Genomic DNA, 26,586 nt, shown 5'->3' on the forward strand with positions numbered 1-26,586 from the left:
GGGCTAACGGATGTGTTCAGCAGTGAAAAGTAACGCGTGGATGCTCTGTCCACAATGCGATTTAATGATTAAGCTGCCGGACATTCCCGTTGGCAGCCGTGCGTCATGCCCGCGCTGCCACACCTCCCTGACGGCCAACTGGCACGAACCGCGTAAACGGCCAACGGGCTATGCGCTGGCAGCGCTGTTTATGCTGCTGCTGGCGAATCTGTTTCCTTTTGTCTCAATGAAGGTGGCAGGGCTGACCAGCCAGATCACGCTGGCGCAGATACCTCAGGTGATGGTGACGGAAGATTACAGCAGTCTGGCGACGCTGTTCCTTCTCTTTGTGCAGGCGGTTCCGGCCTTCTGCATGATCACCATTATCCTTCTGGTCAATCGGGTCCCGTTGCCGACTGGACTCAAAACTGGTCTGGCACGTATTCTGTTTCAGCTGCGTAACTGGGGCATGGCAGAAATCTTTATGGCGGGCGTGCTGGTCAGTTTCGTCAAGCTGATGGCCTATGGCGAGATCGGCCTGGAGACCAGCTTCTGGCCATGGGTTCTGTTCTGTCTGCTGCAGTTGCGGGCCTTTCAGTGCGTTGATCGACGTGGCTTGTGGGACAGTCTGTCACCCCGGCCTGCGCTGCCCCATCCGCCCGAAGTGGGCATCAGTGGTTTAGAGCAGGGTCTGCGCTCCTGTCCCTGCTGTACGGCCATTCTGCCGGAAGCAGAGCATAAGTGTCCCCGCTGCGGCGTCACGGCTGAGGCACGGCGTAAGCACAGCCTGCAGTGGACGCTGGCGCTGTTGTTCACCTCCATACTGCTTTATATCCCGGCCAACCTGTTGCCGATCATGGTGACGGAAACCCTCGGCACAGCCTATCCTTCCAATATCATGGCGGGGGTGATTGTGCTGTGGGGTGATGGCTCCTATCCGGTGGCGCTGGTGATCTTTATCGCCAGTATCATGGTGCCTACGCTGAAAATGCTGGCGATTGGCTGGCTTTGCTGGGATGCCAGCGGACGCGGACAGCGTGACAGCCACAGGATGCACAAAATTTATGAAGTGGTCGAATTTGTAGGCCGCTGGTCAATGATCGACGTGTTTGTTATTGCCGTGCTCTCTGCGCTGGTGCGCATGGGGCAATTAATGAATGTTTATCCCGCGTGGGGGGCAGTATTGTTTGCAATGGTGGTGATTATCACCATGATTGCTGCCATGACCTTTGACCCGCGATTAACCTGGGATCGTGTACGCGAAAACAATATGAAGGAGTCGCGCCTTGACGGAAACTAATCACGGCCATGCAAAGGTGGAACAGATTAAGCGCTGGTCGCCGGTCTGGATTGTCCCCATCGTTACGCTGTTAATCGGCGGATGGATCCTCTTTTATCACTTCAGCCATCAGGGGCCGGAAGTCACCCTCATCACCGAAAACGCCGAAGGCATTGTTGCGGGTAAAACCACGATTAAAAGCCGTAGCGTGGATGTCGGTGTGGTGGAAAGCGCGGTGTTAAGCGACGATCTCCACCATGTGGAAATCAAAGCGCGCCTGAATTCAGGCATGGAAAAACTGCTGCACAGCGACAGCGTTTTCTGGGTGGTGAAACCGCAGGTGGGTCGCGAAGGGATCAGCGGTCTCGGTACTCTGTTATCCGGTGCCTATATCGAATTACAGCCGGGCACTAAAAGCCAGGCACCCGAGCAGTTTAAGCTGCTGGATGCGCCGCCGTTAGCGCCACCGGATGCCAAAGGGATTCGCATCGTGCTGGACAGCAAGAAAGCGGGCCAGCTCAATCCGGGGGATCCGGTGCTGTTCCGTGGCTATCGCGTCGGTACGGTCGAGACCAGTGCTTTTGATACCGAAAAACGCATGATGACCTATCAGCTGTTTGTCGCTGCGCCTTACGATCGCCTGATTACAACTAATGTGCGCTTCTGGAAGGATAGCGGCATCGCCGTGGATATGTCCGCTTCAGGAATGCGGGTGGAAATGGGATCGCTGACCACGCTGTTCAGCGGCGGCGTCAGTTTTGACGTGCCGGATGGCTGGGAGCTGGGTCAGCCTGCGCAGAATAAGTCTGACTATCATCTGTTTGACGATCAGCGCAGCATTCAGGACTCGCTCTACACCAACCATATTGATTACCTGATGTTCTTCACCGACTCCATCCGTGGTCTGCAGGCGGGGGCGCCGGTTGAGTTCCGCGGCATTCGCCTGGGTACCGTCTCAGAAGCGCCATTGATGAAAGCCGGTCTGGACCAGGCGCTGAACAATGATTACCGCGTGCCGGTGCTGATTCGCATTGAGCCGGATCGCTTTATCAGCCGACTGGGTGAGAACTTCGATCTGCAACAGCATCTGCAGGATGGTAAAAAACGTGGCCTGCGTGCGACGCTGAAAACCGGCAGTCTGTTGTCGGGTGCGCTCTATGTCGATCTTGACTTCTATGACAATGCACCGCCTTACAAAGGGCCGCAGAAAGTCTCTGGCTATGAAGTTATCCCAACGGTCAGCGGTGGCCTGAGCCAGATTCAGCAGAAGCTGATGGCGGCGCTGGATAAGATCAACAGTCTGCCACTGAACGGTATGGTCAATGAAGCGACAGGCACGCTGAAAGAGAGCCAGAAAACGATGCGTGATCTGCAGCGCACCATCGACAACATCAACAAAGTCACCGCCAGTCCGGCTATGAAAACCCTGCCGGAAGACCTGCAGCAGACATTGCGCGAGCTGAACCGCAGCATGAAAGGCCTGCAGCCAGGCTCACCAGCCTACAGCAAGCTGGTGGGGGATATGCAGCGCCTGGATAAGGTTCTGCGTGAACTCCAGCCGGTGTTAAGAACGCTTAACACCAAGAGCAATGCGCTGGTATTTGAGGCAAAACCGGGACAGGATCCCCAGCCGAAGAGGGCGAAACAGTGAATAAAGGATTGATACTTTGTGCCGCGCTGGTGTTGAGTGCGTGCAGTAGCAGCGTTGACAATACCTGGTATCAGCTGCCCTCCGGGGCGGCTTCCATGCAGGTCAGCAGCAGCCAGCTGAATGAAGCGCAACCGATGTTATGGGTGCAGCAGGTGACGGTGCCGGACTATCTGGCAGGCAACGGACTGGTTTATCAGACCAGCGATGTCAAATACGTTATCGCCGCGAATAATCTCTGGGCCAGCCCGCTCGATCAGCAGTTGCAGCAGACATTGATCACTAACCTGAGCAAGGCGCTGCCAGGCCGGCTGGTCGCAGGTTCACCTTTAGGCGCGCAGCACGATACGCTGAATGTGACCGTGACAGGCTTTCAGGGACGCTATGATGGCAAAGCAGTCGTCAGTGGCGAATGGACGCTGGAACATCAGGGCCGGCTGACCAAACAGGCGTTTAACCTGGTACTGCCGCAGACCGAAGATGGCTACGATGCGATGGTCAGAACGCTGGCGGCGGGCTGGCAACAGACAGCACAGAAGATTGCCAATAGCGTGGTTGCGTTAAATTAAGATTGATGTGAATAAATAAGCTAAGCCCCTGACCGATTGTCGTGCTTTTTCGACAGAGGTCAGGGGCTTTTTTATTAGCTTAATCAGAAAGATAGTGTTGTTGCATGCATCACAGAACGTCATTATTTTTACCGATTAAGGTCACATTTATGACACTGGCATGAAGATTGGGCATTGATCTTTGGGTGCGCAGGAGGTAGAACATAAGAGTGGTTGAACATTAATTCACCACTTTTCTTTCCACCAGATTCCACAGACCTTACATGAGGGACACGGAGTATGAAGAGACAGAAACGAGACCGCCTCGAACGCGCCCATTCACGTGGTTATCAGGCAGGTATTACTGGACGCTCAAAAGAGATGTGTCCGTATCAGTTGATTGACGCTAAGTCTCACTGGTTGGGAGGTTGGCGACAAGCCATGGAGGACAGGTCGGTAGCTGCATAACCGGATGTCACTGAAAAGGGAATATAACCTCCGCCATGCGCGGAGGTTTTTGTTTCGGGGGGAAACGCTTAGAAAGCGGCGGTATCTTTAAACAGGCCGACTTTAAGATCGCTGGCGGTATAGATCAGATTACCGTCAACCAGCACTTCACCATCTGCCACGCCCATAACCAGTTTGCGGTTAATAACGCGTTTGAAGTGAATGCGGTAAGTCACTTTCTTCGCATCTGGCAGGACCTGACCGGTGAATTTCACTTCACCCACGCCCAGCGCACGACCTTTACCTTCGCCGCCCAGCCAGCCCAGATAGAAACCAACCAGCTGCCACATGGCATCAAGGCCCAGACAACCCGGCATCACCGGATCGCCAATAAAGTGACAGCCGAAGAACCAGAGATCAGGATTGATATCCAGCTCCGCTTCAACAAAGCCTTTGTCATATTTGCCGCCGTCTTCGGTCATTTTGACCACGCGGTCCATCATCAGCATGTTGCCGGATGGAAGCGGCGGACCATTTTCGCCAAACAGTTCACCACGACCTGACAGAATCAGATCTTCTTTGGTATAGGATTCGCGTTTATCTACCATGTTTTCAATAAGCCTTGTTTTAGTGAATCACGAATATTAGCGAACAGTTGTACGCTGAGCAAATCGGATTAACGGTGGTTGAACCAGTTAAGCCAGCGCAGCGCCCAGGGACGTTGCGGACCGTCCGGCTGGTTGAACAGGCTAATGCGTTCCTGGATGGTATTCAGCAGGCAGTCGCCCAGGCCATCCTCGGTACTCCAGATTTTACCGGTCAGCAGCGGTAGCGCTTCATCGGCACGGTCAATTGCCCAGATATGGAAATGACCCTGTTCAACCGCACTGACAACCGCCTGGCTGAGGCTGAGATGACGGACATTGCTGGCGGGAATAATCACACCCTGCTGACCTGTCAGTTCTCGCTGATGGCAGATATCAAAGAAGCCTTCGATTTTCTCATTCAGTCCGCCCACCGGTTGTACGTTGCCAAACTGATCAACCGAGCCGGTCACCGCAATTTGCTGATTGATGGGCTGATTAGCCAGCGCGCTGATTAAGGCACAGAGTTCAGCCAGTGAAGCACTGTCACCATCCACCTCGGAGTAAGATTGCTCAAAGACCATTGAGGCCGAGAAGGGCAGTTGCTGATCGAGTTCCAGTTCGGCAATCAGGTAAGCCTGCATAATCATCATGCCTTTGGCATGAATATTACCGCCCAGCTCCGCTTTGCGCTCGATATCCATGAATTCGCCATCGCCGGGATGTACCACGCAGGTAATACGCGATGGATCGCCCCAGGCACGGGGATGGCCAGGATATTCAACGACCGACAGGCCATTAATCTGACCAACCACTTCGCCTTCGGTTTCAATCAGAATCTGTCGCAGCAGGATCTCGTCACGCATCCGCTCATTGAGATAATTCTCGCGCCACAAACGCGCTTCCAGCGCATCACGCAGCGCTTCAGCGTTCAGTTCATCGCCCATCAGGGCCGATTCGCGCATCTGGCGTTGTAGCCAGCGGGGGCAGAGTGGCAGCGTCTCCTGATCGCCGCTGTAGCGGACGCCTTCTTTAATCAGTTCTGGCCAGAAGTCCGCTTCCGGCTGGGGCAGACCCGCCTGTTGCGCCAGTTCGAGGTTCCAGCGACACCAGGCAAGCATGTCATCTTCATCCAGAATCTGAATATTCTCTTCAAATTCAGTATAGATGGCCATTTCGTGAGCTTCGGGATCCAGCTCCTGAAATTCTGCCAGCGCTTCCCGATCGCCACACAGGACCAGTTTCAGATTGAGCGGCAAGGGAGGAATCGAGACTGGCAGCGGCCGGCGCTCATCCTGAGATGTCCACTCAACATAGCCCTGCTCAATACACTTTTTCAGGCGCAACCAGAGAATCGGCTGCGTCATCAGGCTACGCAGGGAAAGCAGCAGCGTGCCGCCATTAGCATGATGGATCAGGCCCGGTTCCAGCTGGATGCGATCTTTATACTGGCGCACGCAGCCAAACAACTGCTCCATCTCAATCCATTCAGCAAAGTGAATACCACCCTGACTGGTGAACGGGCGTTGAGGATCGGAGGGGGGCTGGAGCGTGACGTTGTCGGCCATGATATGGTAATCACCGCCGAATAGAGTGGTACTGTCGACCATGACCCGCTCTGCGGCCTGGGCAATGAATGTCAGATAATCGCGATTCTCCTGGCTACGAACCAGCAGTAACGGGAACCCCTGCGTCTGATGGTGTAAATGCGCCAGTGCATTCAGCAACCGGGGCTGTACCGTTGCCAGAGCATCAGTTTCTTCATCAGCAATTCGGGAGAAAACGGATTGGTATTGCGCGCTATCTGGCTGTAAGGTCTGCCACGTAAGTTGAGTGCTGGTCAAAATAATCGCATTTGTCTGTTTTAAGAAAAGCGAGATTATACAGGATTCACCCTTGTTAAGCACTGCAGACTTCCTGTTGAAGATGTGATGGTGACAGCATGTTTTTCGTTGCTGCATCCGGGAAAAAAGCTGTTATTCTTAGTTCGTTACGTGATCACGATGAGATTCCGATGAAATACCAGCAACTCGAAAATCTTGAATGTGGATGGAAGTGGAAATACCTGGTGAAAAAACATCGGGAAGGTGAACTGATCACGCGTCACCTTGAGTTAAGCGCGGCGCAGGCAGCAGTGGATAAGCTGCTGGCAATGGAAAATAATCCGGTTACAGTGAATGAATGGATCGCAGAACATATTCACGCTGATCTGGATAACCGACTGAAGCAGACCATCCGTGCCCGACGAAAACGCCATTTCAACGCTGAACATCAGCATACGCGAAAAAAATCGATAGACCTGGAGTATCTGGTCTGGCAGCGACTGGCAGGTCTGGCACAGCGGCGCGGCTGCACGCTCTCTGAAACGATTGTTCAGCTGATAGAAGATGCAGAACGTAAAGAGAAATATGCCACTCAGATGTCGAGCCTGAAGCAGGATTTGCAGGCGATTCTGGGTAACTCCGGTTCAGAGAGCGAATAATCGGGCAGGGCAATCAAAGCCTTCATCTCTCAGTCCGGTTTTATTACCGGCATAAAAAAACCCCGCCTTAGCGGGGTTTTTTATTACGTATAAACTTAAGCCTGTGGCTGAGTTACAACGTCTTTGATACCTTTAACGTCGATTTCTACACGACGGTCCGGCGCCAGGCAGTCGATCAGGGCATTACGGCCTTTCACGCTGTCACAGGTGTTGCCGGTAACTGGGTTAGATTCACCCATGCCACGTGCAGAGATCTTGTTAGAAGGAATACCTTTAGATACCAGGTAATCTACGACTGACTGAGCACGTTTCTCAGACAGTTTCTGGTTGTACTGCTCTGAACCGATGCGATCGGTGAAGCCCAGTACGACAACGGAACCATCTTTAGGATCCATTGAGCTCAGCTGGCTGTACAGCTGATCCAGAGCCTGCTGGCCTTCTGGCTTCAGGGTAGATTTGTTGAAGGTGAACAGAACGTCAGACTTCAGAGTGAAACGCTTGGTTTCAACAACTGGAGCTGGTGCTGGAGCCGGAGCTGGCGCCGGAGCAGCGACGTCATCCTGACCGAAGCGGTATGAAACGCCTACGCTCAGCATGCCGTTGTCTGGACGAGTACCAACGGTCTGTGCATCACCGATGTTGTTAACCCACTGGTAATCCAGACGGGTAGCCCAGTTTTTGGTCAGCGCATATTCAACACCAACAGCAGCCAGCGGAGATACGCCGGTGTCGTGGTCGCTGATGCGGCCAGTAGTTGGGTTAGTCTGCGTTGAGTCTGCACGCCATACCATGCCGCCCAGACGAGTATACACGTCCAGATCGTCATAGATTGGGTAGCTCAGTTTAGCAGCCAGCTGAACGCCCTGTGCTTTGAATGCGCCGTTAGTCACGTTGCCTTTGTTAGGCATGCGACCCAGCCAGTCATAGCCCAGCTCGAAGCCCAGGTATGGATTTGCCTGGTAACCAACGAATGCACCTGCACCCAGCTGGCTTTCATGAGTTGGACCGTCATTGTTTTCGTAACCGTTACCGTAGTAACCAGTGTCGTGATACTGAGACCAGCCCAGTTTAGCACCGGTGTACCAGGTGTCATCTTTCGGAGCGGCCTGCGCTACGGTAGCGAAGCCAGCCAGTGCCACTGCAATTGCGATAGCTGTCTTTTTCATTTTGCGCCTCGTTATCATCCAAATAGGCAATGAGCAAAAAGGTTGCTCTTGGTTTAAATCCTTCGCCGGGTCAAAACGCTCGCTTATGACTCTACCGCAAAAAACGGAGGTTATTGAGCACCCTGGCGAGCTAAAGTCTACAACGAGATTGGAAACTTACAAGTATGATGTGAGGCGCTTATGTAAAAAAACAGCGATTTATACACAATTTCTAACAATTAGGCTGGTCTTATTGCCGCGGCAAAAAGCCCTAAAAACTTGCTAAACCATTGTCAACGCTCGAACTAACAGAATCAGTGGTTTAGCTGCGACAGATAAGAAAAATAGCTTGGGAAACTTCTGATTTTTACTTAATGAAACAAATCCGACTGAATTTTTATCGCAGTTTGCGGTCTGAGAGGCGCTTCTGATGTCCCGCTTGCACGCAAAATCAATCCCAGCGCTTCACCCTCTGCCGCCGCATTTTCAAGTTGACGTCGTTCATCTTCGTCAAGATCGTAAGGAATCCATGCCAGAACGACACTGTAATTTCCTGTACGCAATGCTTTAACCATCGCTTCAACCGCATTCAGACGTTCAGAATCGGCGATATGCATACTTTTATCCAGTGGTAATCCTGATTCCTGCAGCCAGGTGCGATTCAGTTTATATGCCGGTGTTAACCACAACTGCCAGCGCGATTGCTGACTCAGCTGCTGCAATAATGGCAACAGTAACATCTGCATCATACCGGGCTGTTCGCTGTAGCGTAACTCAGTAATTCCACCGCCCTGAGAGGCCGGAACGGAAGTGGACGCATAATGATGAGCATAGCGTGCATTATTAGGATGTTGTGTTCGCATAAGTTAATCACCAGCAGTGGACTGTATGAATATACAGTACTGTCATCCTGGATAAAGATCAACCCAAATTTCTGAAAACGCCTCGCAAAATCGCGACAAGATTAGTTGAAACGCTATTTATTCATTGAACCCGTTGACGCTTTTTTTTATCTTCTAATTACCTGATACCCAAGGTAATTTACGATATATTTCTTACATGGAGGTGGTGCAATGAAAAAGGTGAATCCGGTTGTAGAGCGCTCCAGAGCGCGCCTGGCCCCATTAGGAACAATAGAGTCGCGCACCCAGTTCGGAGGCTATGCTCTGGCTGTAGAAAGTGTGGTTTTTGCCTTAATTAATAAAGACGAACTCTATCTGCGTGCCAGTGAACCTTTGCGGGAATACCTTACAGATCGTCCGCTGCAACCCCTGATTTTTCGCAAGCGGGGCAAGCTGGTGAGTCTCAATTACTTTCGGGTCGATGAAGCGTTGTGGCGCGACCCTGACCATCTGCTGGCGCTCTCCGCTGCCTCTTTAGAAACGGCGCAACTGGAGTTGCAGGACCGACAATCCTCACCGCGGTTAAAAGATCTGCCAAATCTCAGCGTACGTATGGAGATGATGCTGTACGAGGCGGGCGTCATGAGCGTCAATCATCTCTACCAGATGGGGGCTAAACAGTGCTGGCTGAAGCTTAAAGCGATCAACCAGCACGTTGGGTTCCAGACGTTACTTGCGCTGCAGGGGGCCATCACGGGCCACCATGCCGCCGCGCTGCCGCAGGCGACACGGGCGGAGCTGAATGCGTGGTTCCAGCGCACGCTTTTATCAAACCCCAATCTCAGAAGCGGCGAAGGCTAATCAGTGATTAGCGTGCGGCGCAGGCGAGCCACATCGGGCATTAATGCCACCAGCAGACCGAGTTGCTGGAGCACCAGCGGCGCACGCGTATCCGCATCTGCGGCCAGCTGGCTGATTCGCTGAGCCAGTTGATGGCGCATCGTTTCTACGTGCTCATCGCTGACAACTTCCGTTTGCAGCACATCCTCCACATAGCAAACCGTATCATCCAGCAATGTCAGCAGTTCGGGTGCGGTAATTTTATCGCGGTGAGCGCCCAGCGCAGAAATGTAACTCAGAAACGAATGGTTGGAGCAAAGCAGTTGAAAAGCCGAATCGCGCAGCTTCTGGCTGGTGCGACTTTCACTGCTCATGTTTGAGACCACTGACGCCAGTTCAGCATCCGCGTTATGCGCATCACGCCGTGCAATGCGATAGGCGAGACGGTTATCTTTGCCCTGATGATATTGCTCCATGATCGCGTCCAGATAGCGGCAATTCGCTTTCAGCGTTCGTTCTGCCACGGCAGGTAACTGACGAAAGCGCCAGTCTGGCCAGATAAACGCGACAGCCAGCCAGGCCAGCCCACAGCCCAGTAGGGTATCCACTACCCGCGGCAGGGCAACTTCAAATCCTTCACCCAGCAGGTTAAAGCAGAGCAGCACCAGCAGAGTGATAAACAGCGTGGCCTGTGCATACTGCACCTGCCTGAAAGCGAAGAACAGGACGCCCGTGATCACTATCAGGATTAACTGACCTTCAATCGAAGGCACCAGCCATAAAACGGGCAGACCAATCGCAATCCCCGCCAGCGTTCCGCCGATGCGCAAGGCCAGTCGTCGCTGCGTTGCATTGTAGTTGGGCTGGCAGACAAACAGGCTGGTCAGCAAAATCCAGTATCCCCGCTCCAGCCCGGTTACCTGAATAAAACCATATCCAATACAGAGCACCACAGACATGCGAACCGCATGCCGGAACAGCGCCGATGCGGGAGAGAGGTGGCGGCTGAAGCGCAGCCGGATATCACTCCAGCCACTCAATCCTTCGCGTGACAGCAGATTGTCACTGTGCTGAGGATCTTCACCGGCCAGCGTCTGTTCTGATTCGATCGAAGCAAGCTGTGCGTCGATGGCGCGCAGGTTGCGCAGCAGCCAGAAAAGAGCACGGGTATGCGTAGCGTCGGGATCATGCTGCTCCAGACGTTCTATCGCTTTCTGTAATCGTTCAAATGCACGCTCAAAACGGCTGTCATGCACCCACCTTTGACGCATCAGAATGCAATGTGCCAGCTGGCGACAGGCCTGAGCCTGCATATTCAGCAGACGCTGAAAGCGAAACAGAATTTCGTTGTAGCGCCAGTCGCCGCGCAGCAGATGATATTGCAGATGGGAAGAGCTGGCCCGTTCATGAATATCCTGCGCCACAAAGTAGTAGTGCAGACTACGGCGGGTGCCGCGCGACCCGCGATCGCCGCGCAGACGACTCTGCAGTGTGGTCTTGGTCAGATTAAGTTGCGCCACTAACTGGCTGTTGACCATCGCCGCATCGATAAACGCGGCATCATCCTGATCGCCCGCGTCGGGATCAAAAAGATTCGCTTTGGCATCAAGGTAACGCGCCAGTTGTGAAAAACTTCCGGCCAGTTGCTCCTGCACCGGCCGGACCGGAAACATCAGATGGCCCAGTAATGTCAGCAGGTTGTACCACAACGCGCCGACCAGCAGCAGCATCGGCTGCATATACCACTGGCTGAACAGTCCGATGCCGAGCATGGTATAGACCGCAATCAGCAGAGCACCAAAGGCGATAGTCGCATAGCGCTGGCCAAGGGCGCCCAGCAGAATAAAGCCCCAGGTCGAGATTGCCAGCCCGATAATAAAGGCGAATGGATAGGGAAACAGTAACTCGACTGAAACCGAGGCGATGCAGAAGCAGAGCAGGGTAATCAGCAGATTCTTCAGGCGACCGGCCAGGCGATCATCGAGATCGGCCAGCGCAGCAGCGACCACTCCCAGGGTCAGAGGGATCGTCCACTCAATCTGATGCAGCCACCAGGGAATGGCGGCGCAGCCACTCAGTGCAAACAGGATCCGCAGCAGATAGCGCCACGTACTGTTAAACAGATATTTGCGCCAGCCTGGCACGGCATCCGACATCATATTAATAGCGGCGGGCATTGGCTTCGCGCGCGGCGCGCGCCTCTTCCACTGATACCACCCTGCGGCCAACCGGCCAGAGCGCGATAGCGGCGATCTTAAAGTTCGCAATCCCTACCGGAATACCGATGATACTGATGCACTGCACAATCCCCACGGAGATGTGCGAAAGGCAGAGCCACCAGCCAAAGAAAATCAGCCAGAAGATATTCAGAAAGGTGCCGCCGGTATTCAGAATATGACTCTTACTTTCCGGACGCAGCACATCAACATGCACCGCCTCGTTGCCAAATGGCAGCAACGAGAGTTTGGTGATTTCCCAGCAGGAGCGGGTCAGCGGCAGGGTAAAAATCAGCACGATGCTGATTAACGTGGCAAACAGCCAGCTCAGGGTGGTGAAAAAACCGCCCAGAACAAAATTAAGAATATTTAAAACGGTGCGCATGATCTTCTTTTCCTTTTGCATTCCGCAAGATGTGACGCCAAGTTTAGCCTGTTTTAAAAAACATCATTTAACAACAGTGACTTGGCAGTAAAAACAGTTAGTTAAGCTAATTTTAAGTGCAGGGAAATGCAGTGTTATGAATCCTCTGCTGCCACATTGCTGCCACTATAACCCGCGATAGGGTTGAGCTGTGCAGCCTCTTCAAGATGGTCTGGTGCGAAGTGTGCATACCTCATAGTTTCACGAATGTTTGCATGACCAAGTATCCGCTGCAGTACCAAAATGTTGCCTCCATTCATCATAAAATGACTCGCGAATGTGTGCCGGAGCACATGCGTATTTTGACCATCAGCTAACTGTATATTGGCAATGTTCAGCATTTCACTGAAAGCCTTATAGCAAGGCTGAAACATTTTATCTTTCAGAGGCGAAAGCTCATCATAAAGCCACCGTGGTATAGGTACAGTTCGGTTTTTTCCACCTTTAGTTTTTATAAACGTGAGCTTATAAGGTGACAGCTGAGAACGGGTTAGGTTCTCGGCTTCGCGCCATCTGGCACCTGTTGCGAGGCAGATTTTAACGATTAGTGTAAGGTTGATGTTGCCAAATGAATCGCAGGCCTCAAGCAGTGTTTTGATCTGTCCGTCAGTCAGCCAAGACATCTCTTTTTCTTTTTCCTTGAAAGGCCGAATTCCATCAAGAGGATTAGGTAGCTTCCACTCTCCGAGTCGGCGCAACTCGTTGAATACAGCTTCGAGGTAGTACTGTTCGCGGTTTACGGTAATGGGTTGCGCTATCCATTTCTGAGGATTGGCATGATAACCATTATCAATTTTCCCGCTCAACCTCTGGTCTCGATAATGCGCCCAATCTTTAGTTGTTATCCTCGAAGCAATCGGATCACCCATTCCCCTGCAAACAATCTTCAACTTTGCAAGACGCAGTTTGCTTGCTGTCAGTGACTGCCCGTGTAGGTTGTGCCAAAGTTGGATCAATTCGCTTAGCTTCCGGCGATCCTCTTTTTCACCGAGCCAGGGCTTATCTTCAGACTTCTTTCTTTCATAATCCTCATAAGCCTCGGCCTCACCTTTAGTGTTAAATTGCTTACGGATACGCTTTCCATCCCTACCGTTGGGGAATATCTGCGCAAGCCATTTGCCATTTTTTTGTTTAGTAACAGTCATAGTGAGAACCGAGGTAAATTACTTATTGTTCACAAAGGTTATTGCCAGCATCAAGAATTGGGCTGATGCTTTTCTTAACCCCTTTATAGTTTGGATCGTCAGCCCATACAGCATCTATGTCGTAACCCTCCATTTTCCCAGTCTTGACAGCATCTTTTGCATTGCCATTTACAGGATATCGGTCATCAGTATCAGTGTTATAAACGAAGATGAAACGTTTATTAATGCAGGACACCTTAGCTTTCTTAAAAGTAAGGGGCCAGTCTTCACCTAATTTTGAAGAATCCAAATCAACAGATTTTTCGGCAGCATAAGATGCAGATGCCCCAATAAGGCATGCTATGGCAAGAAATAACCTTTTCATTCCATTCCCTAAACGTGTTTTTCCAGAGTAAATAATACCGCCCCAAATGGGGTAACGTCTGATGCACCACATTCAAACGAGACATTTGGATTGGTTAGTTTAATTTTCCCACCGGGTAGGCGAGAGATATCATACACATCATAAGAGTCATCAATATTAACGAACCAGCGACCATTGGCGATGTTCTTAGCCTCTGTATTCACTAGCCATGAGTGACCAACACCATCAATAAACACTAAACAACTTTTATCGACTGCTGAAAGCGCCGGATCCATAAGCCAATTACCTGCGTCATTGAGAACCCCCGACACTAACTTTTTCTTCGGAATACTTATTGATGATGTGACAACTTCGGGCTGACTATCGAACATCTCACCTTTACCAGTTGCTAACCATCTGAGAGACACGCCTGTGTCCAGCGCGCATGCAACTACTACATCTCCGGGGAAATATTCCCTGCGGATCCATGTGCTGATTGTGCCAGAAGAGATATCAAGTAAGTCGCCCAGCTCCTTTTGCATGGTAAAGCCGTAAGCATCTAAGAGGCGGCGTAAAACTAACTTCCCGCCGTTAGCCATGATTTCATCGTAAAGCTGCTTACCTTTCAGTAAAGGCTCATCTCGCAAATGCGAATTAACAAGCTCACCAGTCATTAACCAGTTCAAGTCTGCGCCAGTTTCAAGAGAGCATTTGATAATCGCCTTTCCAGGCAGGCTGTTGCGCTGAATCCAGGTGCTGATGCTGTTAGATGGCACACCCAAGACTTCTGCAAGCGCTCTTTGAGTGGAAACGCCATATGACGAGCTGATCCGCTCTATCAACTCCTGCGTATTCAAATTTTCATCATTCATTATTAGTCACACTCAAAATCGATTTACATGATCGCATTTTCGATCTAAAGTGACGCTCATCGACCAAGATGCACGTCACTGCACCATATTTTACTTAACCGGAGATAATGCGATATGAAAGATGCAAAAGCAACTTCAACGCATGAGCCTGAAAGCTCGCAAAAGCAATCAAGTCCTTTTACCGACTCACAAATCAATGCGCTTGTCTCAGCCTTACTGCCAAGCCTGCAAAAAATGATTGGCTCTGCAATGGCAGACGCCATGAGCGTTCGCGACTTTGCAGCAATGCGCGGCGTCAGTGAGCGCCTTGTCTGGCAGTGGCTTGACGAGGGCATACTGCTCAAGGCTCCAACCAAAGATTTCAACAATAAAAAAAGTGCTGAAAAACGCAGCAAAGTCCTTATCAACGTCAAAGCATGGCGCGACAAACTCACACAGCAGGCTGTCGATTGTCGCTATATCGATGCCCGCACTTCGCAATCTCTGAACTGAGTTTGATTATTTAAGTTGAGCAAGGGAATAGCCATGTTTGATTTTAAGACTTCCACCCATAACCACTATGACGACGCCTGCCGCAAGTTCGCACTTACGCACAACATGGCTGAGCTGGCGCAGCGTGCAGGCATGAAAGTGCAAACTTTGCGTAACAAGCTCAACCCGGATCAGGTGCATCAACTGACCGCTCCAGAAGTACTGTTGCTTACCGACCTGACCGAAGATGCCACGCTGATGGATGGGATGTTAGCGCAGCTTCAGTGCCTGCCATGCGTACCGGTTAATGAGCTGGCAAAAGAAAAGTTTCCGTCCTACGTGTTGAAGGCTTCGGCTGAAGTCGGAAGCATGGCCGCCAGTGCTGCTAACCCGGAGCGGATAACTGCAACGTGCCGCCGCAGTATTCTGGAGGCAGCAAATACCGGCATTCGCTGCATGATGCTGGCCGCGCTGGCCGTGCAGAACCGCGTTCACTCTAACCCGACCTTAGCATCCACTGTTGACGCAATCAGCGGGTTAGGCGCTTCGATTGGCATCAGCTGAGGGCGCCCGATGATTTCATTTGCGGCACACCTCAAACACCAGAGTCCATCAATGTCCTACGGGAACGGCTGGATTATGGGCGAGAACGGCAGGCGCTGGCATCCGGTATTAAGCCAGCAGGTACAGGTAAAAGAGAAAAGAGGTAAATCATGGCTATCGAGGGCGATTCAATGCTGGTCGAGCTTACTGCAGGGCAGAGGGTTTCGGCGCTGAATCACGTTGCCTTACTTCGCGCACAGATGATGGGTGGCAACTGTGAAAAAGATATGGCTCGTTTTTTCTCTGAAATGCGCGATGTGACAGACAGTAATTACCGGGACAACAAGCGCGCACTGAGCGCCATTCTTTTCCTGGCTAACATCGGTAAAGACAGGCACGAAGCTAATTTTAGTGAACTGACTACTGATGAAAGAAAGGCGCTTATTTGTGCAATGAATCATTTAAAAGCAGTCGTGAGTTTATTTCCAAAGCGAATGACCCTTTCTAACTAAATAACCCGATGCAAACAAATGGCGTAAACCCGCCGGGCATTCTTTTGCCCAAATTCAGGAGAAAGTGAAATGCAAAATATCGAAACCAGAAAATTTGACGCCGACGTCGAGCAGCTTTCCGTAATCATCACCGCTGCTCGCGCTGAAGAACGTGCCGAGCGCGGTTTGCAGGCGGCTCGCCGCTTAACTGAGATTGCCATGCGCATTCAGCAAAAAGGGCTTAGTGGTGTTGAAGCCGCCGAGCTGCTGCGTCAGGAAGCCGAGCGTTATCAGACTGAAGCGCAGGAGGCGATTCACTAATGGCCGACTCAATGGACATGGCGCAGGCTCGCGCCGACGAGTTGCTGGCGCGCAACATCGCCAGCGTGGTTAACCGCCCGGTCGGTGTAGCGGTTTCATTCTGCGAAGACTGTGATGCACCAATCCCGGAAAAGCGTCGCCGCGCCGTTTGTGGCGTGACTCGCTGTGTCGGCTGCCAAGACATAGCTGAATTGCGTGCGAAAGTATCAAAAGGCGGTGCGTTATGAGCACGATTCTGAAATGGGCGGGCAACAAGTCCCGCGTAATGCCGGAACTGCTGACACACCTGCCTGAAGGTGATCGCCTGGTCGAACCCTTCGCCGGTTCCTGCGCAGTAATGATGAACACCGATTACCGGGCCTACCTGGTTGCGGATATAAATCCCGATCTCATCAATCTCTATCGCCAGATAAAAGAGCATACCCGCCCGTTTATCATTATTGCGGCCAGCCTCTTTATTCAGAACAGAACCGGCGAAAGTTATTACGCTGTGCGTGAAGCATTTAATCATGATCCGTCGCTGCCTCTTCTGGAGCGCGCCGCTTATTTCCTGTACCTGAACCGCAATGGCTATCGCGGTCTTTGCCGCTACAACAAGCGCGGTGAATTTAATATCCCGTTTGGTAACTACGCAGAGCCGCTTTTTCCGCTGGCTGAGATAGAAGCATTTGCAGAGAAAGCCAAGTGCGCGACATTCATCTGCGCCGACTTCCGCGAGACGCTGCGCCTGACTAAAGCTGGCGATGTGGTGTACTGCGATCCACCTTATGACGGCACGTTTTCAGACTATCACTCGGCTGGTTTCAATAAGGATGAGCATCACGATCTGGTCAGCATGTTGCTCGACGTCTCGGAGCGCTGCCCGGTTGTGGTTTCAAACAGCGACACCCTTTACACCAGAAGCATCCTGCGCGCTTTCGACATCACCGGTATTAGCGTAGCCCGCTCGGTTGGTGTTGCTGCAGGTAAAAGCAAGCGCGCAACAGAAATCATCGCCGTGCGCAATCCTGTTGCACGGTCTGCAGAACAGCTGGCGGCTCAATGATTCAGGAATACGCTTACCCGTGGAATGCTCCACGGGAAGCCATCGCCAGCCCATACCCCACCTATGAGGAAATGCACAGCCGCAGTCAGATGATTGCGGCTTTAGTGCGTGCGCAGGAACTACTCGAAAAACAGCCGACGCTGATTCAGATTGATGTAAAGCGCCGGGTCAGTGAGCTGGAAAAAACACAGGGTATTGATCGTGCCAATGCGTACTTAACGAAAACTTTCGTTGAGCGCACATTGCCACGCGTTGAAACCGTTAACGCTCAATATCGCCTCGGTGAAATGAGTCACGGCACGTTTAACCTGCTGGCAGGCAATGCCACTAAACAGGCAGGCGCGGCCAGCGCGGGCGGCACGCTTTGGGAGCTGATGCGCCGTTTTAACCGTCTGCCGGATATGGCGCGCGCCGACGTCGATTTGCTGGCCGGAGATGTAGCTAATTTCATCCTCGCCGAGCTGGTACAGGTACATGCGCAGGCCAGCGATGAGTCAGATTACAAATACACGCATCGCGTTTACATGACCGCCGCCACCATCACCCGCGAACTGAGCCAGACGCCGCCATTATGGGATAAAGTCACGTCCCGGCTGTTTGACCCGGAGGAAGTTACACCGGCGATCATGCGTATGCAGACGGAAAAATGGTGGAAAGGCCGACTGCGCCGCGTGGCCGCATCATGGCGTGAACACCTTCAGATCGCCCTGGCTAACGTCAGCAAAAAACACACCCCCTACGCCAGCAGCATGACCGTTTCAGAGTGGCGCGAGCAGAAGCGCCGCACCCGTGAATTTCTAAAAGGCATGGAACTGGAAGACGCAGAAGGCAACCGCATCAGCCTTATCGATAAGTTTGACGGCAGCGTAGCTAATCCAGCTATCCGCCGCTGTGAGCTGATGACCCGAATTCGAGGTTTTGAAGATATCTGCAATGAAATGGGGTTCGTGGGTGAGTTTTATACGATCACTGCACCATCCAGATATCACGCCACTATTAAAACGGGGCATCGCAATCGTAAATGGAATGGTGCCAGCCCGGCCGATACGCAGCGTTATCTTTGCAATGTCTGGCAGAAAATCCGCGCCAAACTTCACCGCGACGATATCCGCATCTTCGGGATCCGTGTCGCTGAGCCGCACCATGATGCGACTCCGCACTGGCACATGTTGATGTTCATGCGCCCGGAGGAGGTTGAGCAGGTGCGCAAGGTTATACGCGATTATGCATATCAGGAAGACTGCAGCGAGCTGACGACAGACAAAGCCCGCAAGGCCCGTTTTCATGCCGAAGCCATTGATCCAGATAAGGGCAGCGCCACGGGTTACATCGCTAAATATATTTCAAAGAACATCGACGGCTATGCGCTGGATAACGAGCTGGATGATGAAAGTGGAAAAGAGGTCAAAGAAACAGCCCCTGCAGTATCTGCATGGGCTGCGCGCTGGCACATCCGGCAATTCCAGTTTGTGGGCGGCGCGCCGGTAACGGTTTACCGCGAGCTGCGCAAGATGGCTGATAGTGAAACCGCGCACGGACTTAGCATCGAGTTTGCGGCAGCGCATGATGCAGCCGATGCGGGAGACTGGGCAGGATACGTTAACGCGCAGGGCGGCCCGTTCGTGCGCCGCGATGAGCTGGCTGTGCGCGCCTGGTATCAGACCAGCGAAGACGTGAATGAGTACGGTGAGGAAACCGTGCGTATTAAAGGCGTTTACGCAACAGAAGTTGGTGACGATACGCCGATCTTAACTCGTCTGACAGAGTGGAAAATTGTCCCGAAACGTGTCGTTGATTTGGGTTTTGAATTTAAGGACGCGTCCGCGTCCTCTCGGAGTTCTGTCAATAACTGTACGGGAGGTTTGAGATCTGAGGATGCAAATCCACCGGAAAGTTTCGAAAAAATCGACCTAGACGGCATGAGTAGGAAGGAACGGCGTCAGCTTTTAAGCCGGATAAGAGCGCAGAAGCCAGAAAAGCGGCATCTGAAGCTGAGGAGGTCTGGCAAAATCGAAGCTGCGTGCGACAGCGTAATAGCCCAAGTGAAAGATTTAAGCGGTGAAACCATCAGCCGGGGAATGGCCGTGCGTCTGATTGGCGGCATGCAGACTAAAATCGCCGGTTGTTTGTTTCGCAGCCTGCCTAATGGTGAGTTGGTACGCCCGATACCGGAGCCGAAAAAATCTTATGTATTAGAACGCTTTAATCGTTTAGCTGAAAAATATCGCGATGAAAGGCCTTAATCTACAGAGTAGAACAACAAAACCAGATAGCCGACGTTCATATAACTACGCTTCGTGAGAAGATAGCTCTAAAAAAACCTTAGATTTACTTGTTTCATATCAATAGGATAAAAACTAAAGAAACTAAATATTTTTCATTTCTCAACTTACTAGTGCTATGGTACTGTATAAATACACAGTACAGATCGGGGAGGGAAAATGACGGTTCAGGAATCAAACCAAATTCATAAAAAGATGGCATGCGTACAGTTCATCGCGGAGGTTTCTTTGATTGCAAACTGCAAGCCTTCAGACCTGAAACTGGCTCTTACCATCATTGCGGATTTGGTGAATAGCGATACAGAACAATGCTCTGAACAAGATTTTATCTTTTCTGCTAATGGGACAGAACAGCCATGAAAAAACCTTATAAAACAGATAGTAATAAATGACACTATGATTTTGCTTTTCTTTGAACACATGACTATAATCTTTGCGCCTCTCATGAGAGGAACTTATTGCCGTAGCTACCTGTCTAGGGTATAAGTAGTATAAGAATGAAACCGAAACTATGCATAAGACCAATAAAGTTTCTGTTTTTCAACAGGATAACAAATTAAATCTGGAGGGTGCAAAATGTACAATCCACTGCAGGTCGTAAACCAATTCATTGAGTTTGCGAAACAAGATAATGGCAATCAGCTTACTCATATGCAATTGCAAAAGTTACTTTACATAGCGCATGGGGTAAGTTTGGCATGCAAAGACTCTCCATTGCTGAGTGAGCCAGTCTGCGCTTGGAAATATGGTCCAGTTATTCCAGTCGTTTATGACGCTCTTAAATCTTTCCGTTCACTGCCCGTTGAAGGTCATTTTAATGTAAATGATCGTCCTTTAGATGCCGGAGCTAAGGCTCTGGTTAAGTCCGTTTACGATACTTATGGCAAGTTATCGGGTATACAGCTATCTGAATTCACACACCGGCCCAACACTCCGTGGTCTAAGACATGGGCTGTTAATGAAAAAATCATAAGCAATGAACTGATTAAGGATTATTATAAAAGACTTATTCAGCGAGACCTTTCTTGCCAAGGCCTATGACTTTTGATTAGAATTAGCCTCGCAACGTTGCGAGGCTAACTGCTAATGACAGACCAAAAAAAAAGCGATAATACTGCTCTTAAAGATACTCTACTCACCACGATTGCTTTACTGCATGGCTATCCCTTCAAGGGGAAAACAAATTCCCCCCCTCAGAATTCGATAGACATAGATCCAAATGCTATCCCATCACCAGAAGAAGAGGCTGAGGCCTTTGATTCACCTAGCCAAGAAAATATTGATGAAATTCAAGATCTCGATAACGCCACAGTTAGATGGCAACTTGATCGACAGCAGATTCAGAACAGCAAACTTAGTGAAGAAGTAGAATCTCTTAAAGCTGAAACTCGTAACAATAATGCTAAAGCTCGTGGCAGAAATATCGATAATAGGTTGAGGCTTCAAATGGCCACTTCCACATTTCGATTTATGCAGTTTTGGTGTGGTTTTGTTGCCTTCATAGTTTTTTTATACGTTGCAAGAAATGATGGTAAACCTGAAAAAGAAGTGATCATTGCTTTGATGGGAACAAGTACTATTAGCATTGTTGGGTTAGTTGGTTTTGTAGTTAGTGGACTGTTCAAAAGTCCAAAAAGTGACGATAAGGAAAAATAGGTACCTAAGTACCTCAATGCATACATAGCGTGCATGGATTCGCATTAATTTTTTCAGTATGTTAAGACCTAACGACACCAGTAACGGCGCGCACTCTCTCAAGAAATGCACTTGCATTAAAAGCGACCCATTAAGCGGGCAGGCGTGGCGGGGATAGCATTGCGCGCGAGGGGGCAAACATGTATGCACAAGTTGCATCAGTGGCTATATGAAAGGCGCTGTGTTGTAGGGTATAACTATTGAGTCTTTGCGGTAAAATTTTTTACAATGCGTACGGCTCTAAGTTGCACCTGTATGTGTGTAGTGAAGTTGATATGATTTATCTTTTACAGCCAAGTGAAACCATAAAGCTGCTGGTTGAATTTTAATGCTATGGATAAACAGAAAAAGTGAAAAACGACAATCAGTTATCATTATATATTTCTATAGGTGGTTTTTTAATTTCATGCTTAGGCTTCCTCAATACGATACGACAAGCTAAAATCTCAAGGCGGATTGAGAAGCTTAGGGTCTATGATAAAATTTATCACGATGTTTGCGATCTGCTTTTATTTGATTACAAGTCAAAGTTTGAAGCTCCTTACCAGTCAGATGATAAGATTCTCGAAAGGGCTGTAAACGAATACGCTGGCTTACATTGGATTGAGCAAATGTATAATGCCACAGGTTATGAATATGTCTCTTTTCAGAGTGAAGAAGAAAAGATAGCATTTCATAAAAAGGTTTCAGACGAATACCATAAATATGCGCGAGAAAGGGATCTGGAGTTAAGTGTTAATCAGTCACCTGTTATGTGCCTAGAAAATAAAGAGTTTAGTGAAAGATTTGGTCGTGTGATGGGCCACGTTAAGGAAAATCTTTCTTTTTTTAGCTCCGATATTAGGAAAGCGTGGGAAGATACCGCATTTAGAAGCCCAGCCGTTGTGAGGAGAGACTACATTGCTCTTGAGAGGGTAAATATGCATACCTGCGAAGACATTGAAGAGAAAGTTGACGATCCATACTTAAAAATATTCTATTCAATTAGAACGGAGCATCGTGATTTGAATATGACTAAAAGAGATCGGTTAGGTGAGTTTTGGTTTAACGTAAAGTGGGCTATATCTAAAAGATATTATAAGATTATGCGAAAGCGACACTTTTAGAAGGTCGCTTTCAATGAGCTACTTAATTAAGCTATCTTTTGCTCCAGCTCATATGGCCGGAAAGTGATCACCTCCTCGCCCAGCCAGTTATTAATTTCCTTCAGACGTTCCTGCAATGGTGTCAGTTCGTTACGGACAAACACCTGAGACGCTTTCACCGCATCCCCGAACCCGCCGGAGTTGTCCGGGATAATCCCCATCATCTGCGGCGGCACGCGGTGCGCGCTTAACAGGTCGTCGCGGCTGGCCTTCTTGATGTTAAAGAAATCGTCTTTCGTCGCGACTTCGCTTAGCGGCAGAATTTTGATCCCGTCCGGCTTACCGTTCGGCGCGTACATGAACAGGTTGCGGAAGTTACCGAGGCCTTTCGTGTCACGCATCGCCTGGCGCATCCGGTCAACGTCGCTGCTGCTCTGCGCCGCGTCGGTCATGTACAGGATGTAACCGGCGTGTGCACCGTTCTGGTAATACTTGCGGCGGAACAGCGTCGCCGCCTCATTCAGCCAGGCGGAGTTAAGTGCGCTTAGATATTCCGGCAGGCCGTAAAGCTCCTGATTAATATCCGGCTCCAGCAGGTGAAACACGCTGCCGGCCGAAAATTCGTGCGGCTCTTTCCAGTCATTTACAAACCAGTAAACGCCATCTTTAACGCCTCTGCGGGTGAATTTGGCCGGGGTGGTTTCAAGGCGCAGCGGCTTACCCAGGCCATTGCGGCGCAGCTCGGCAAAGGCATTGCCGAAGACAAGATAATCCAGCGCAAACTTGCTGAACTCCTGCTGACTCATCATCGGGTGCGGAATAAACGTTGAGGCCAGAATGTTGCGCTTCACATAAATCGGTGAGCTGTGATGCACGGCCGAGCGCAGGCTCTTAGCCAGCCCGCTAAAGCTGACCGGCGGCTCAAACCAGCGCCCGTTACCGATGCACTCGGCGTAATCCAGAATGTCGCGCTTATCCATGACCGGCGTCGGGTCGCCAAAGGTAAACGCCTCGGCGTGCTGCTGGGGTGCGCTTGCCTGTACCGGCTGCGCGGTGGCGGTGTGAGCCTTGCGGCCTCTGCGTTTGCTCATCAGTAAAATTCCAGAATAGAGGGGTTAGCGCCGCCGCTGGCAGCGGTAAGCGGTTCGTTTAACAGTGCGTGCATGATTGCCCAGGCGACGTCGGCATGGCTGGCCTCTTCGCTGCGGCTCGCCTCATAGGTTGAGCGGTTGCCGCTGGCCGTCATGGTTTTGCGGATAGCCATAAACGACTGCGTGATATCCGTCGCCCCGGCGTCATACTCAAGCCGCCCGCTGCTGATGGTGTCTTTCGCCTTCAGCACCATTGCGGTTTTAACTTCCGGCGAGTATTTGATTTCCCGCGCGGCCGGGTAAAACTGGCGTACCAGCTGGAAAACCCCCTGACCGATGCCGGTGGCATCCACGCCGATATATTCAACGGTGTATTTTTTCGTTAAGTCCTCAATAGATTTCGCCTGCGCGGCAAAGTCCATGCCCCGCCACTGGTGGCGCTCCAGCACGCGGAACTTACCGCCCGCAACGAGCGGCGGCGCGATAACCGCACAGCCTGCGCTGTCGCCGGTATGCGACGGGTCATAGCCGATCCAGACCGGCCGGTATGCAAACGGGCGCGGCAGGTACGGGTTAAAGTCTTCCCACTCTTCCAGACTGTCGATCATGCAGCTCTGCAGCTCGGCAAACGGGAACACGCTCGCGGCATCGTCGACAAAATCACACATCAGCAGGTTCTGATATTCCGCCGGGCTGTACTCAAGCTGCAGCTGGTCAATGTCGAACAGGTTACAGCCGCCGGTCAGCGCATCCTCAACCGTCACGATCTGCCGCCACTGCCCGTCACCGCACAGCACGCCTTTTGCCAGGTGAGAATGCGACAGGTCTATCTCGATGCGATCATCTCTGTTGCGTCGCCCCTTGTTAAACAGCTCGCCTGACCAGAACGGATAGGCGCTGTGTGACAGGGCCGACGGCGTGGAAAAGTAGGTGGTGCGCCACTTCTTGTGCAGCGACATGCCGCTGGCGACTTTGCGCAGCTCCTGGAATTTCGGGATCCAGAAATATTCATCCAGATAGAGGTTGCCGGTGTAGCTCTGCGCGGTACGCACGTTGGTGCCGAGGAATATCAGGCGCGCGCCGTTTGGCAGCACGATGGGATCGCCTTTCAGGTCAACGTCAGCCAGGCGGGCGAAGTCGAGGATATAGTTTTTAAAGACGTGCGCCTGCGCCTTGCTGGCCGAAAGAAAAATCTGGTTGCGCCCGGTGGTAAGCGCATCGATCAGCGCCTCGCGGGCAAAGTAGAACGTTGCGCCAATCTGGCGCGACTTCAGGATATTGCGGATGCGGTGAGTCAGCCCGGCGCGGTGCCAGTTGAGCTGATACTCAAAGCAGTTATCCATAAACACGCCGGTGAGTTTGTCGATCTGCTCGTCGCTGAACTCGTTTTTAACGACCGGCTGGCGCTCGCCTTTGTTACGGTTGCGCACGTTCGGGTTTAGGTCGGCCTCGTTGCCGCTGCTGCGGTAGCGCTCCACGCGGGCAAGGCGCTCAATCTGACGGCCGAGCGCGTCTATCTCTTTGTAATCACCATTCCCCTTTACCTCTTTCATGATGAGCTGGATCAGCCGGGCTTCCATGCTGGATTCAACGCGACTGATGGGCGCGACGTTGTCCCACGCGTCGCGCAGCTTCCAGCTCTGCACGGTTGGCGTTTTCTGTCCGAGCGTCTCCGCAATCTGGCGCACGGAATAACCCTGCCAGTAAAGCAGCGCGGCCTGACGGCGCGGATCGCTGATGATGGTTGTCGGTGTTGTTTTCATACCGGCAAGGCTACCGGTGCCGAAAATGGCGCGCCTGCTGTCCCTGTTTGCTGATGCATCAGCGGGCTGGCATTCGTTGAGGGATTGTGTGGCGACGGGGAAACTGGCCCCGAACCGACCCAACACCTGACCGGAGCCTGATTAATGGCAGCAATCAAAGCAAAGCGTTTTCGTATCGCAGTTGAAGGCGCAACCACTGACGGCCGTGTCATTTCCCGTGACTGGATTTCGCAGATGGCGAAAAACTACAGCCCGGAAATGTACGGCGCACGCATCAACATGGAACACATCCGGGGCTATGCCGCTGACAGCACTTTCCGCCGCTTTGGTGACGTGACCGCCGTCGAGGCGGAAGAAATCGGCGACGGCCCGCTCAAAGGCAAGCTGGCGCTGTTCGGCTGGATTGATCCGACGCCTGAGCTGGTCGAGCTGACCAAAACGCGCCAGAAAATCTACACCTCCATTGAAGTTAACCCTGAGTTCGCCGACACGGGCGAGGCGTATCTGGTCGGCCTGGCCGTCACCGACGACCCGGCAAGCCTCGGCACGGAGATTCTGAGCTTCAGCGCCACGGCCAGAGTTAACCCGCTGGCGTCCCGCAAGCTGGACAAAGTCAACCTCTTCACCGCCGCTGAAGAAACCGTGATCGAGTTTGAAGAAGTGGCGGAGCCGTCACCGTCCCTTCTGACGCGTATCACTGCCATGTTTACCGGCCAGAAAAAGGCCAGCGGTGAGCAGTTCGCCGACGTCAGCGCGGCGGTAACGGCCGTCGCTGAGCAGGTGCAGCTGAACGCGGAGAGCCAGACGCAGGAGCTGTCGGCGCTGGAGCAATCCGTCAGCGCACGTCTTGAGGCTATCGAACAGCAGGCCGGGGAAGACCGCGCCGCTTTCGCTGCGCTGCAGGGCCAGCTTTCGCAGACCGACGGCAGCTTTAACCGCCGCCCGGCGGCAACCGGGAGCGATCCGAAGTCCGGCGCGCAGACCGACTGCTAATCAGGCGTTGCC

30 protein-coding genes are annotated in these 26,586 nt (G+C 51.7%); 19 read left to right on the forward strand and 11 right to left on the reverse strand.

Features of this window, described 5'->3' with window-relative positions; genetic code table 11:
* Positions 1–10: 10 nt before the first annotated feature.
* The 4 genes from pqiA to rmf all read left to right on the forward strand — a co-directional run bounded on the left by pqiA (position 11) and on the right by rmf (position 3,922).
* Positions 11–1,279 carry a membrane integrity-associated transporter subunit PqiA gene (gene pqiA, locus NR201_RS05285; protein WP_010669781.1) on the forward strand — a complete coding sequence of 423 codons (1,269 nt, stop codon included), beginning with the start codon at positions 11–13 and terminating at the stop codon, positions 1,277–1,279.
* A complete protein-coding gene (pqiB, locus tag NR201_RS05290; RefSeq protein ID WP_010255015.1) occupies positions 1,266–2,909 on the forward strand; it encodes an intermembrane transport protein PqiB in 1,644 nt (547 codons plus the stop codon). Before pqiA ends, pqiB begins: the two co-directional genes overlap by 14 nt.
* On the forward strand, positions 2,906–3,475 hold the full coding sequence (gene pqiC / locus NR201_RS05295; RefSeq protein WP_022625928.1) for a membrane integrity-associated transporter subunit PqiC: 570 nt from the start codon (positions 2,906–2,908) through the stop codon (positions 3,473–3,475). Before pqiB ends, pqiC begins: the two co-directional genes overlap by 4 nt.
* 279 nt (positions 3,476–3,754) lie before the next feature.
* Positions 3,755–3,922, forward strand: coding sequence for a ribosome modulation factor (gene rmf / locus NR201_RS05300; protein WP_008925875.1), 168 nt, complete (start codon positions 3,755–3,757; stop codon positions 3,920–3,922).
* A gap of 68 nt (positions 3,923–3,990) precedes the next feature.
* Here rmf and fabA read toward each other — a convergent pair whose 3' ends face one another.
* Together fabA and NR201_RS05310 are read right to left on the reverse strand one after the other, a co-directional pair.
* Positions 3,991–4,509 (reverse strand): bifunctional 3-hydroxydecanoyl-ACP dehydratase/trans-2-decenoyl-ACP isomerase, encoded by a 519-nt coding sequence (gene fabA / locus NR201_RS05305; protein WP_009091047.1) that lies wholly within the window; start codon positions 4,507–4,509, stop codon positions 3,991–3,993.
* A 68-nt stretch (positions 4,510–4,577) separates the two neighbouring features.
* Positions 4,578–6,446 (reverse strand): Lon protease family protein, encoded by a 1,869-nt coding sequence (locus tag NR201_RS05310; protein WP_256849444.1) that lies wholly within the window; start codon positions 6,444–6,446, stop codon positions 4,578–4,580.
* A gap of 53 nt (positions 6,447–6,499) precedes the next feature.
* Here NR201_RS05310 and matP point away from each other — a divergent pair, with 53 nt between their 5' ends.
* Positions 6,500–6,967 (forward strand): macrodomain Ter protein MatP, encoded by a 468-nt coding sequence (gene matP, locus NR201_RS05315; protein ID WP_138919647.1) that lies wholly within the window; start codon positions 6,500–6,502, stop codon positions 6,965–6,967.
* 95 nt (positions 6,968–7,062) lie between these two features.
* Here the strand turns inward: matP and ompA are convergent, their stop codons facing one another.
* Together ompA and sulA are read right to left on the reverse strand one after the other, a co-directional pair.
* Positions 7,063–8,133: a porin OmpA gene (gene ompA / locus NR201_RS05320; RefSeq protein ID WP_010255028.1), complete on the reverse strand. Its 1,071-nt coding sequence runs from the start codon at positions 8,131–8,133 to the stop codon at positions 7,063–7,065.
* A gap of 350 nt (positions 8,134–8,483) precedes the next feature.
* Positions 8,484–8,975, reverse strand: coding sequence for an SOS-induced cell division inhibitor SulA (gene sulA / locus NR201_RS05325; protein ID WP_064690094.1), 492 nt, complete (start codon positions 8,973–8,975; stop codon positions 8,484–8,486).
* 210 nt (positions 8,976–9,185) lie between these two features.
* Here sulA and NR201_RS05330 point away from each other — a divergent pair, with 210 nt between their 5' ends.
* Complete coding sequence (locus tag NR201_RS05330; RefSeq protein WP_022625925.1) at positions 9,186–9,815, forward strand: TfoX/Sxy family DNA transformation protein; 630 nt, start codon at positions 9,186–9,188, stop codon at positions 9,813–9,815.
* Here the strand turns inward: NR201_RS05330 and yccS are convergent.
* The 5 genes from yccS to NR201_RS05355 form a co-directional block, all read right to left on the reverse strand.
* The gene (gene yccS / locus NR201_RS05335) at positions 9,812–11,971 is read right to left on the reverse strand and encodes a YccS family putative transporter (RefSeq protein ID WP_031592830.1); all 2,160 of its coding nucleotides are present in this window, start codon (positions 11,969–11,971) and stop codon (positions 9,812–9,814) included. The two genes, NR201_RS05330 and yccS, sit on opposite strands and share 4 nt — an antisense overlap.
* Positions 11,955–12,395 carry a YccF domain-containing protein gene (locus NR201_RS05340; protein ID WP_010669786.1) on the reverse strand — a complete coding sequence of 147 codons (441 nt, stop codon included), beginning with the start codon at positions 12,393–12,395 and terminating at the stop codon, positions 11,955–11,957. Before NR201_RS05340 ends, yccS begins: the two co-directional genes overlap by 17 nt.
* Positions 12,396–12,529: 134 nt before the next feature.
* Positions 12,530–13,579 carry a site-specific integrase gene (locus tag NR201_RS05345; RefSeq protein WP_256849445.1) on the reverse strand — a complete coding sequence of 350 codons (1,050 nt, stop codon included), beginning with the start codon at positions 13,577–13,579 and terminating at the stop codon, positions 12,530–12,532.
* Between the two features lie 22 nt (positions 13,580–13,601).
* Positions 13,602–13,943 carry a DUF2511 domain-containing protein gene (locus NR201_RS05350; protein ID WP_010255038.1) on the reverse strand — a complete coding sequence of 114 codons (342 nt, stop codon included), beginning with the start codon at positions 13,941–13,943 and terminating at the stop codon, positions 13,602–13,604.
* Positions 13,944–13,951: 8 nt separating this feature from the next.
* Positions 13,952–14,794 carry a phage repressor protein CI gene (locus NR201_RS05355; protein ID WP_010255040.1) on the reverse strand — a complete coding sequence of 281 codons (843 nt, stop codon included), beginning with the start codon at positions 14,792–14,794 and terminating at the stop codon, positions 13,952–13,954.
* A gap of 114 nt (positions 14,795–14,908) precedes the next feature.
* Between NR201_RS05355 and NR201_RS05360 the strand changes: the two genes are divergently transcribed.
* The 12 genes from NR201_RS05360 to NR201_RS05415 all read left to right on the forward strand — a co-directional run bounded on the left by NR201_RS05360 (position 14,909) and on the right by NR201_RS05415 (position 22,748).
* Positions 14,909–15,286 (forward strand): hypothetical protein, encoded by a 378-nt coding sequence (locus NR201_RS05360; RefSeq protein ID WP_010255041.1) that lies wholly within the window; start codon positions 14,909–14,911, stop codon positions 15,284–15,286.
* Positions 15,287–15,319: 33 nt separating this feature from the next.
* On the forward strand, positions 15,320–15,829 hold the full coding sequence (locus tag NR201_RS05365) for a phage regulatory CII family protein (RefSeq protein ID WP_010255042.1): 510 nt from the start codon (positions 15,320–15,322) through the stop codon (positions 15,827–15,829).
* A gap of 9 nt (positions 15,830–15,838) precedes the next feature.
* Entirely contained in the window at positions 15,839–16,042 is a 204-nt protein-coding gene (locus NR201_RS05370; protein WP_010255044.1) for a phage filamentation protein Fil family protein, read from the forward strand.
* Positions 15,979–16,320 carry a DUF5347 family protein gene (locus NR201_RS05375; RefSeq protein WP_010255046.1) on the forward strand — a complete coding sequence of 114 codons (342 nt, stop codon included), beginning with the start codon at positions 15,979–15,981 and terminating at the stop codon, positions 16,318–16,320. Before NR201_RS05370 ends, NR201_RS05375 begins: the two co-directional genes overlap by 64 nt.
* A gap of 69 nt (positions 16,321–16,389) precedes the next feature.
* Positions 16,390–16,620 (forward strand): DUF2732 family protein, encoded by a 231-nt coding sequence (locus NR201_RS05380; protein ID WP_010255048.1) that lies wholly within the window; start codon positions 16,390–16,392, stop codon positions 16,618–16,620.
* On the forward strand, positions 16,620–16,847 hold the full coding sequence (locus tag NR201_RS05385) for a TraR/DksA family transcriptional regulator (protein WP_256849446.1): 228 nt from the start codon (positions 16,620–16,622) through the stop codon (positions 16,845–16,847). Before NR201_RS05380 ends, NR201_RS05385 begins: the two co-directional genes overlap by 1 nt.
* Positions 16,844–17,665, forward strand: coding sequence for a DNA adenine methylase (locus NR201_RS05390; protein WP_010255052.1), 822 nt, complete (start codon positions 16,844–16,846; stop codon positions 17,663–17,665). The genes NR201_RS05385 and NR201_RS05390 overlap by 4 nt, the downstream gene beginning before the upstream one ends.
* Entirely contained in the window at positions 17,662–19,908 is a 2,247-nt protein-coding gene (locus NR201_RS05395) for a replication endonuclease (protein ID WP_256849447.1), read from the forward strand. Before NR201_RS05390 ends, NR201_RS05395 begins: the two co-directional genes overlap by 4 nt.
* A 198-nt stretch (positions 19,909–20,106) precedes the next feature.
* On the forward strand, positions 20,107–20,307 hold the full coding sequence (locus NR201_RS05400; RefSeq protein WP_256849448.1) for a hypothetical protein: 201 nt from the start codon (positions 20,107–20,109) through the stop codon (positions 20,305–20,307).
* A gap of 216 nt (positions 20,308–20,523) precedes the next feature.
* Positions 20,524–20,988 (forward strand): Panacea domain-containing protein, encoded by a 465-nt coding sequence (locus tag NR201_RS05405; protein WP_256849449.1) that lies wholly within the window; start codon positions 20,524–20,526, stop codon positions 20,986–20,988.
* A gap of 45 nt (positions 20,989–21,033) precedes the next feature.
* Positions 21,034–21,603, forward strand: a complete 570-nt coding sequence (locus NR201_RS05410) for a DUF2681 domain-containing protein (protein WP_256849450.1) — start codon at positions 21,034–21,036, stop codon at positions 21,601–21,603.
* A 389-nt stretch (positions 21,604–21,992) separates the two neighbouring features.
* On the forward strand, positions 21,993–22,748 hold the full coding sequence (locus tag NR201_RS05415) for a hypothetical protein (protein ID WP_256849451.1): 756 nt from the start codon (positions 21,993–21,995) through the stop codon (positions 22,746–22,748).
* Positions 22,749–22,774: 26 nt separating this feature from the next.
* Here the strand turns inward: NR201_RS05415 and NR201_RS05420 are convergent, their stop codons facing one another.
* Both NR201_RS05420 and NR201_RS05425 read right to left on the reverse strand, forming a co-directional pair.
* Positions 22,775–23,818: a phage portal protein gene (locus NR201_RS05420; RefSeq protein ID WP_256849452.1), complete on the reverse strand. Its 1,044-nt coding sequence runs from the start codon at positions 23,816–23,818 to the stop codon at positions 22,775–22,777.
* Positions 23,818–25,581: a terminase ATPase subunit family protein gene (locus NR201_RS05425; protein ID WP_256849453.1), complete on the reverse strand. Its 1,764-nt coding sequence runs from the start codon at positions 25,579–25,581 to the stop codon at positions 23,818–23,820. Before NR201_RS05425 ends, NR201_RS05420 begins: the two co-directional genes overlap by 1 nt.
* 144 nt (positions 25,582–25,725) lie before the next feature.
* On the opposite strand from NR201_RS05425, the gene NR201_RS05430 reads away from it, so the two are divergent.
* Positions 25,726–26,574 (forward strand): GPO family capsid scaffolding protein, encoded by an 849-nt coding sequence (locus NR201_RS05430; protein ID WP_256849454.1) that lies wholly within the window; start codon positions 25,726–25,728, stop codon positions 26,572–26,574.
* The last annotated feature ends 12 nt before the right edge of the window (positions 26,575–26,586 follow it).

The organism is Pantoea sp. Fr-CA_6 (assembly GCF_024520895.1).
In the GTDB taxonomy this organism is placed as follows: Bacteria; Pseudomonadota; Gammaproteobacteria; order Enterobacterales; family Enterobacteriaceae; genus Pantoea; species Pantoea agglomerans.

Coding starts and splice junctions, on each gene's coding strand:
- pqiA (WP_010669781.1), top strand. CDS start 11: ATGTGTTCAGCAGTGAAAAGTAACGCGTGGATGCTCTGTCCACAATGC.
- rmf (WP_008925875.1), top strand. CDS start 3,755: ATGAAGAGACAGAAACGAGACCGCCTCGAACGCGCCCATTCACGTGGT.
- fabA (WP_009091047.1), bottom strand. CDS start 4,509: ATGGTAGATAAACGCGAATCCTATACCAAAGAAGATCTGATTCTGTCA.
- NR201_RS05310 (WP_256849444.1), bottom strand. CDS start 6,446: ATGCAGCAACGAAAAACATGCTGTCACCATCACATCTTCAACAGGAAG.
- matP (WP_138919647.1), top strand. CDS start 6,500: ATGAAATACCAGCAACTCGAAAATCTTGAATGTGGATGGAAGTGGAAA.
- ompA (WP_010255028.1), bottom strand. CDS start 8,133: ATGAAAAAGACAGCTATCGCAATTGCAGTGGCACTGGCTGGCTTCGCT.
- sulA (WP_064690094.1), bottom strand. CDS start 8,975: ATGCGAACACAACATCCTAATAATGCACGCTATGCTCATCATTATGCG.
- NR201_RS05330 (WP_022625925.1), top strand. CDS start 9,186: ATGAAAAAGGTGAATCCGGTTGTAGAGCGCTCCAGAGCGCGCCTGGCC.
- yccS (WP_031592830.1), bottom strand. CDS start 11,971: ATGCCCGCCGCTATTAATATGATGTCGGATGCCGTGCCAGGCTGGCGC.
- NR201_RS05340 (WP_010669786.1), bottom strand. CDS start 12,395: ATGCGCACCGTTTTAAATATTCTTAATTTTGTTCTGGGCGGTTTTTTC.
- NR201_RS05345 (WP_256849445.1), bottom strand. CDS start 13,579: ATGACTGTTACTAAACAAAAAAATGGCAAATGGCTTGCGCAGATATTC.
- NR201_RS05350 (WP_010255038.1), bottom strand. CDS start 13,943: ATGAAAAGGTTATTTCTTGCCATAGCATGCCTTATTGGGGCATCTGCA.
- NR201_RS05355 (WP_010255040.1), bottom strand. CDS start 14,794: ATGAATGATGAAAATTTGAATACGCAGGAGTTGATAGAGCGGATCAGC.
- NR201_RS05360 (WP_010255041.1), top strand. CDS start 14,909: ATGAAAGATGCAAAAGCAACTTCAACGCATGAGCCTGAAAGCTCGCAA.
- NR201_RS05365 (WP_010255042.1), top strand. CDS start 15,320: ATGTTTGATTTTAAGACTTCCACCCATAACCACTATGACGACGCCTGC.
- NR201_RS05370 (WP_010255044.1), top strand. CDS start 15,839: ATGATTTCATTTGCGGCACACCTCAAACACCAGAGTCCATCAATGTCC.
- NR201_RS05375 (WP_010255046.1), top strand. CDS start 15,979: ATGGCTATCGAGGGCGATTCAATGCTGGTCGAGCTTACTGCAGGGCAG.
- NR201_RS05380 (WP_010255048.1), top strand. CDS start 16,390: ATGCAAAATATCGAAACCAGAAAATTTGACGCCGACGTCGAGCAGCTT.
- NR201_RS05385 (WP_256849446.1), top strand. CDS start 16,620: ATGGCCGACTCAATGGACATGGCGCAGGCTCGCGCCGACGAGTTGCTG.
- NR201_RS05390 (WP_010255052.1), top strand. CDS start 16,844: ATGAGCACGATTCTGAAATGGGCGGGCAACAAGTCCCGCGTAATGCCG.
- NR201_RS05395 (WP_256849447.1), top strand. CDS start 17,662: ATGATTCAGGAATACGCTTACCCGTGGAATGCTCCACGGGAAGCCATC.
- NR201_RS05400 (WP_256849448.1), top strand. CDS start 20,107: ATGACGGTTCAGGAATCAAACCAAATTCATAAAAAGATGGCATGCGTA.
- NR201_RS05405 (WP_256849449.1), top strand. CDS start 20,524: ATGTACAATCCACTGCAGGTCGTAAACCAATTCATTGAGTTTGCGAAA.
- NR201_RS05410 (WP_256849450.1), top strand. CDS start 21,034: ATGACAGACCAAAAAAAAAGCGATAATACTGCTCTTAAAGATACTCTA.
- NR201_RS05420 (WP_256849452.1), bottom strand. CDS start 23,818: ATGAGCAAACGCAGAGGCCGCAAGGCTCACACCGCCACCGCGCAGCCG.
- NR201_RS05425 (WP_256849453.1), bottom strand. CDS start 25,581: ATGAAAACAACACCGACAACCATCATCAGCGATCCGCGCCGTCAGGCC.
- NR201_RS05430 (WP_256849454.1), top strand. CDS start 25,726: ATGGCAGCAATCAAAGCAAAGCGTTTTCGTATCGCAGTTGAAGGCGCA.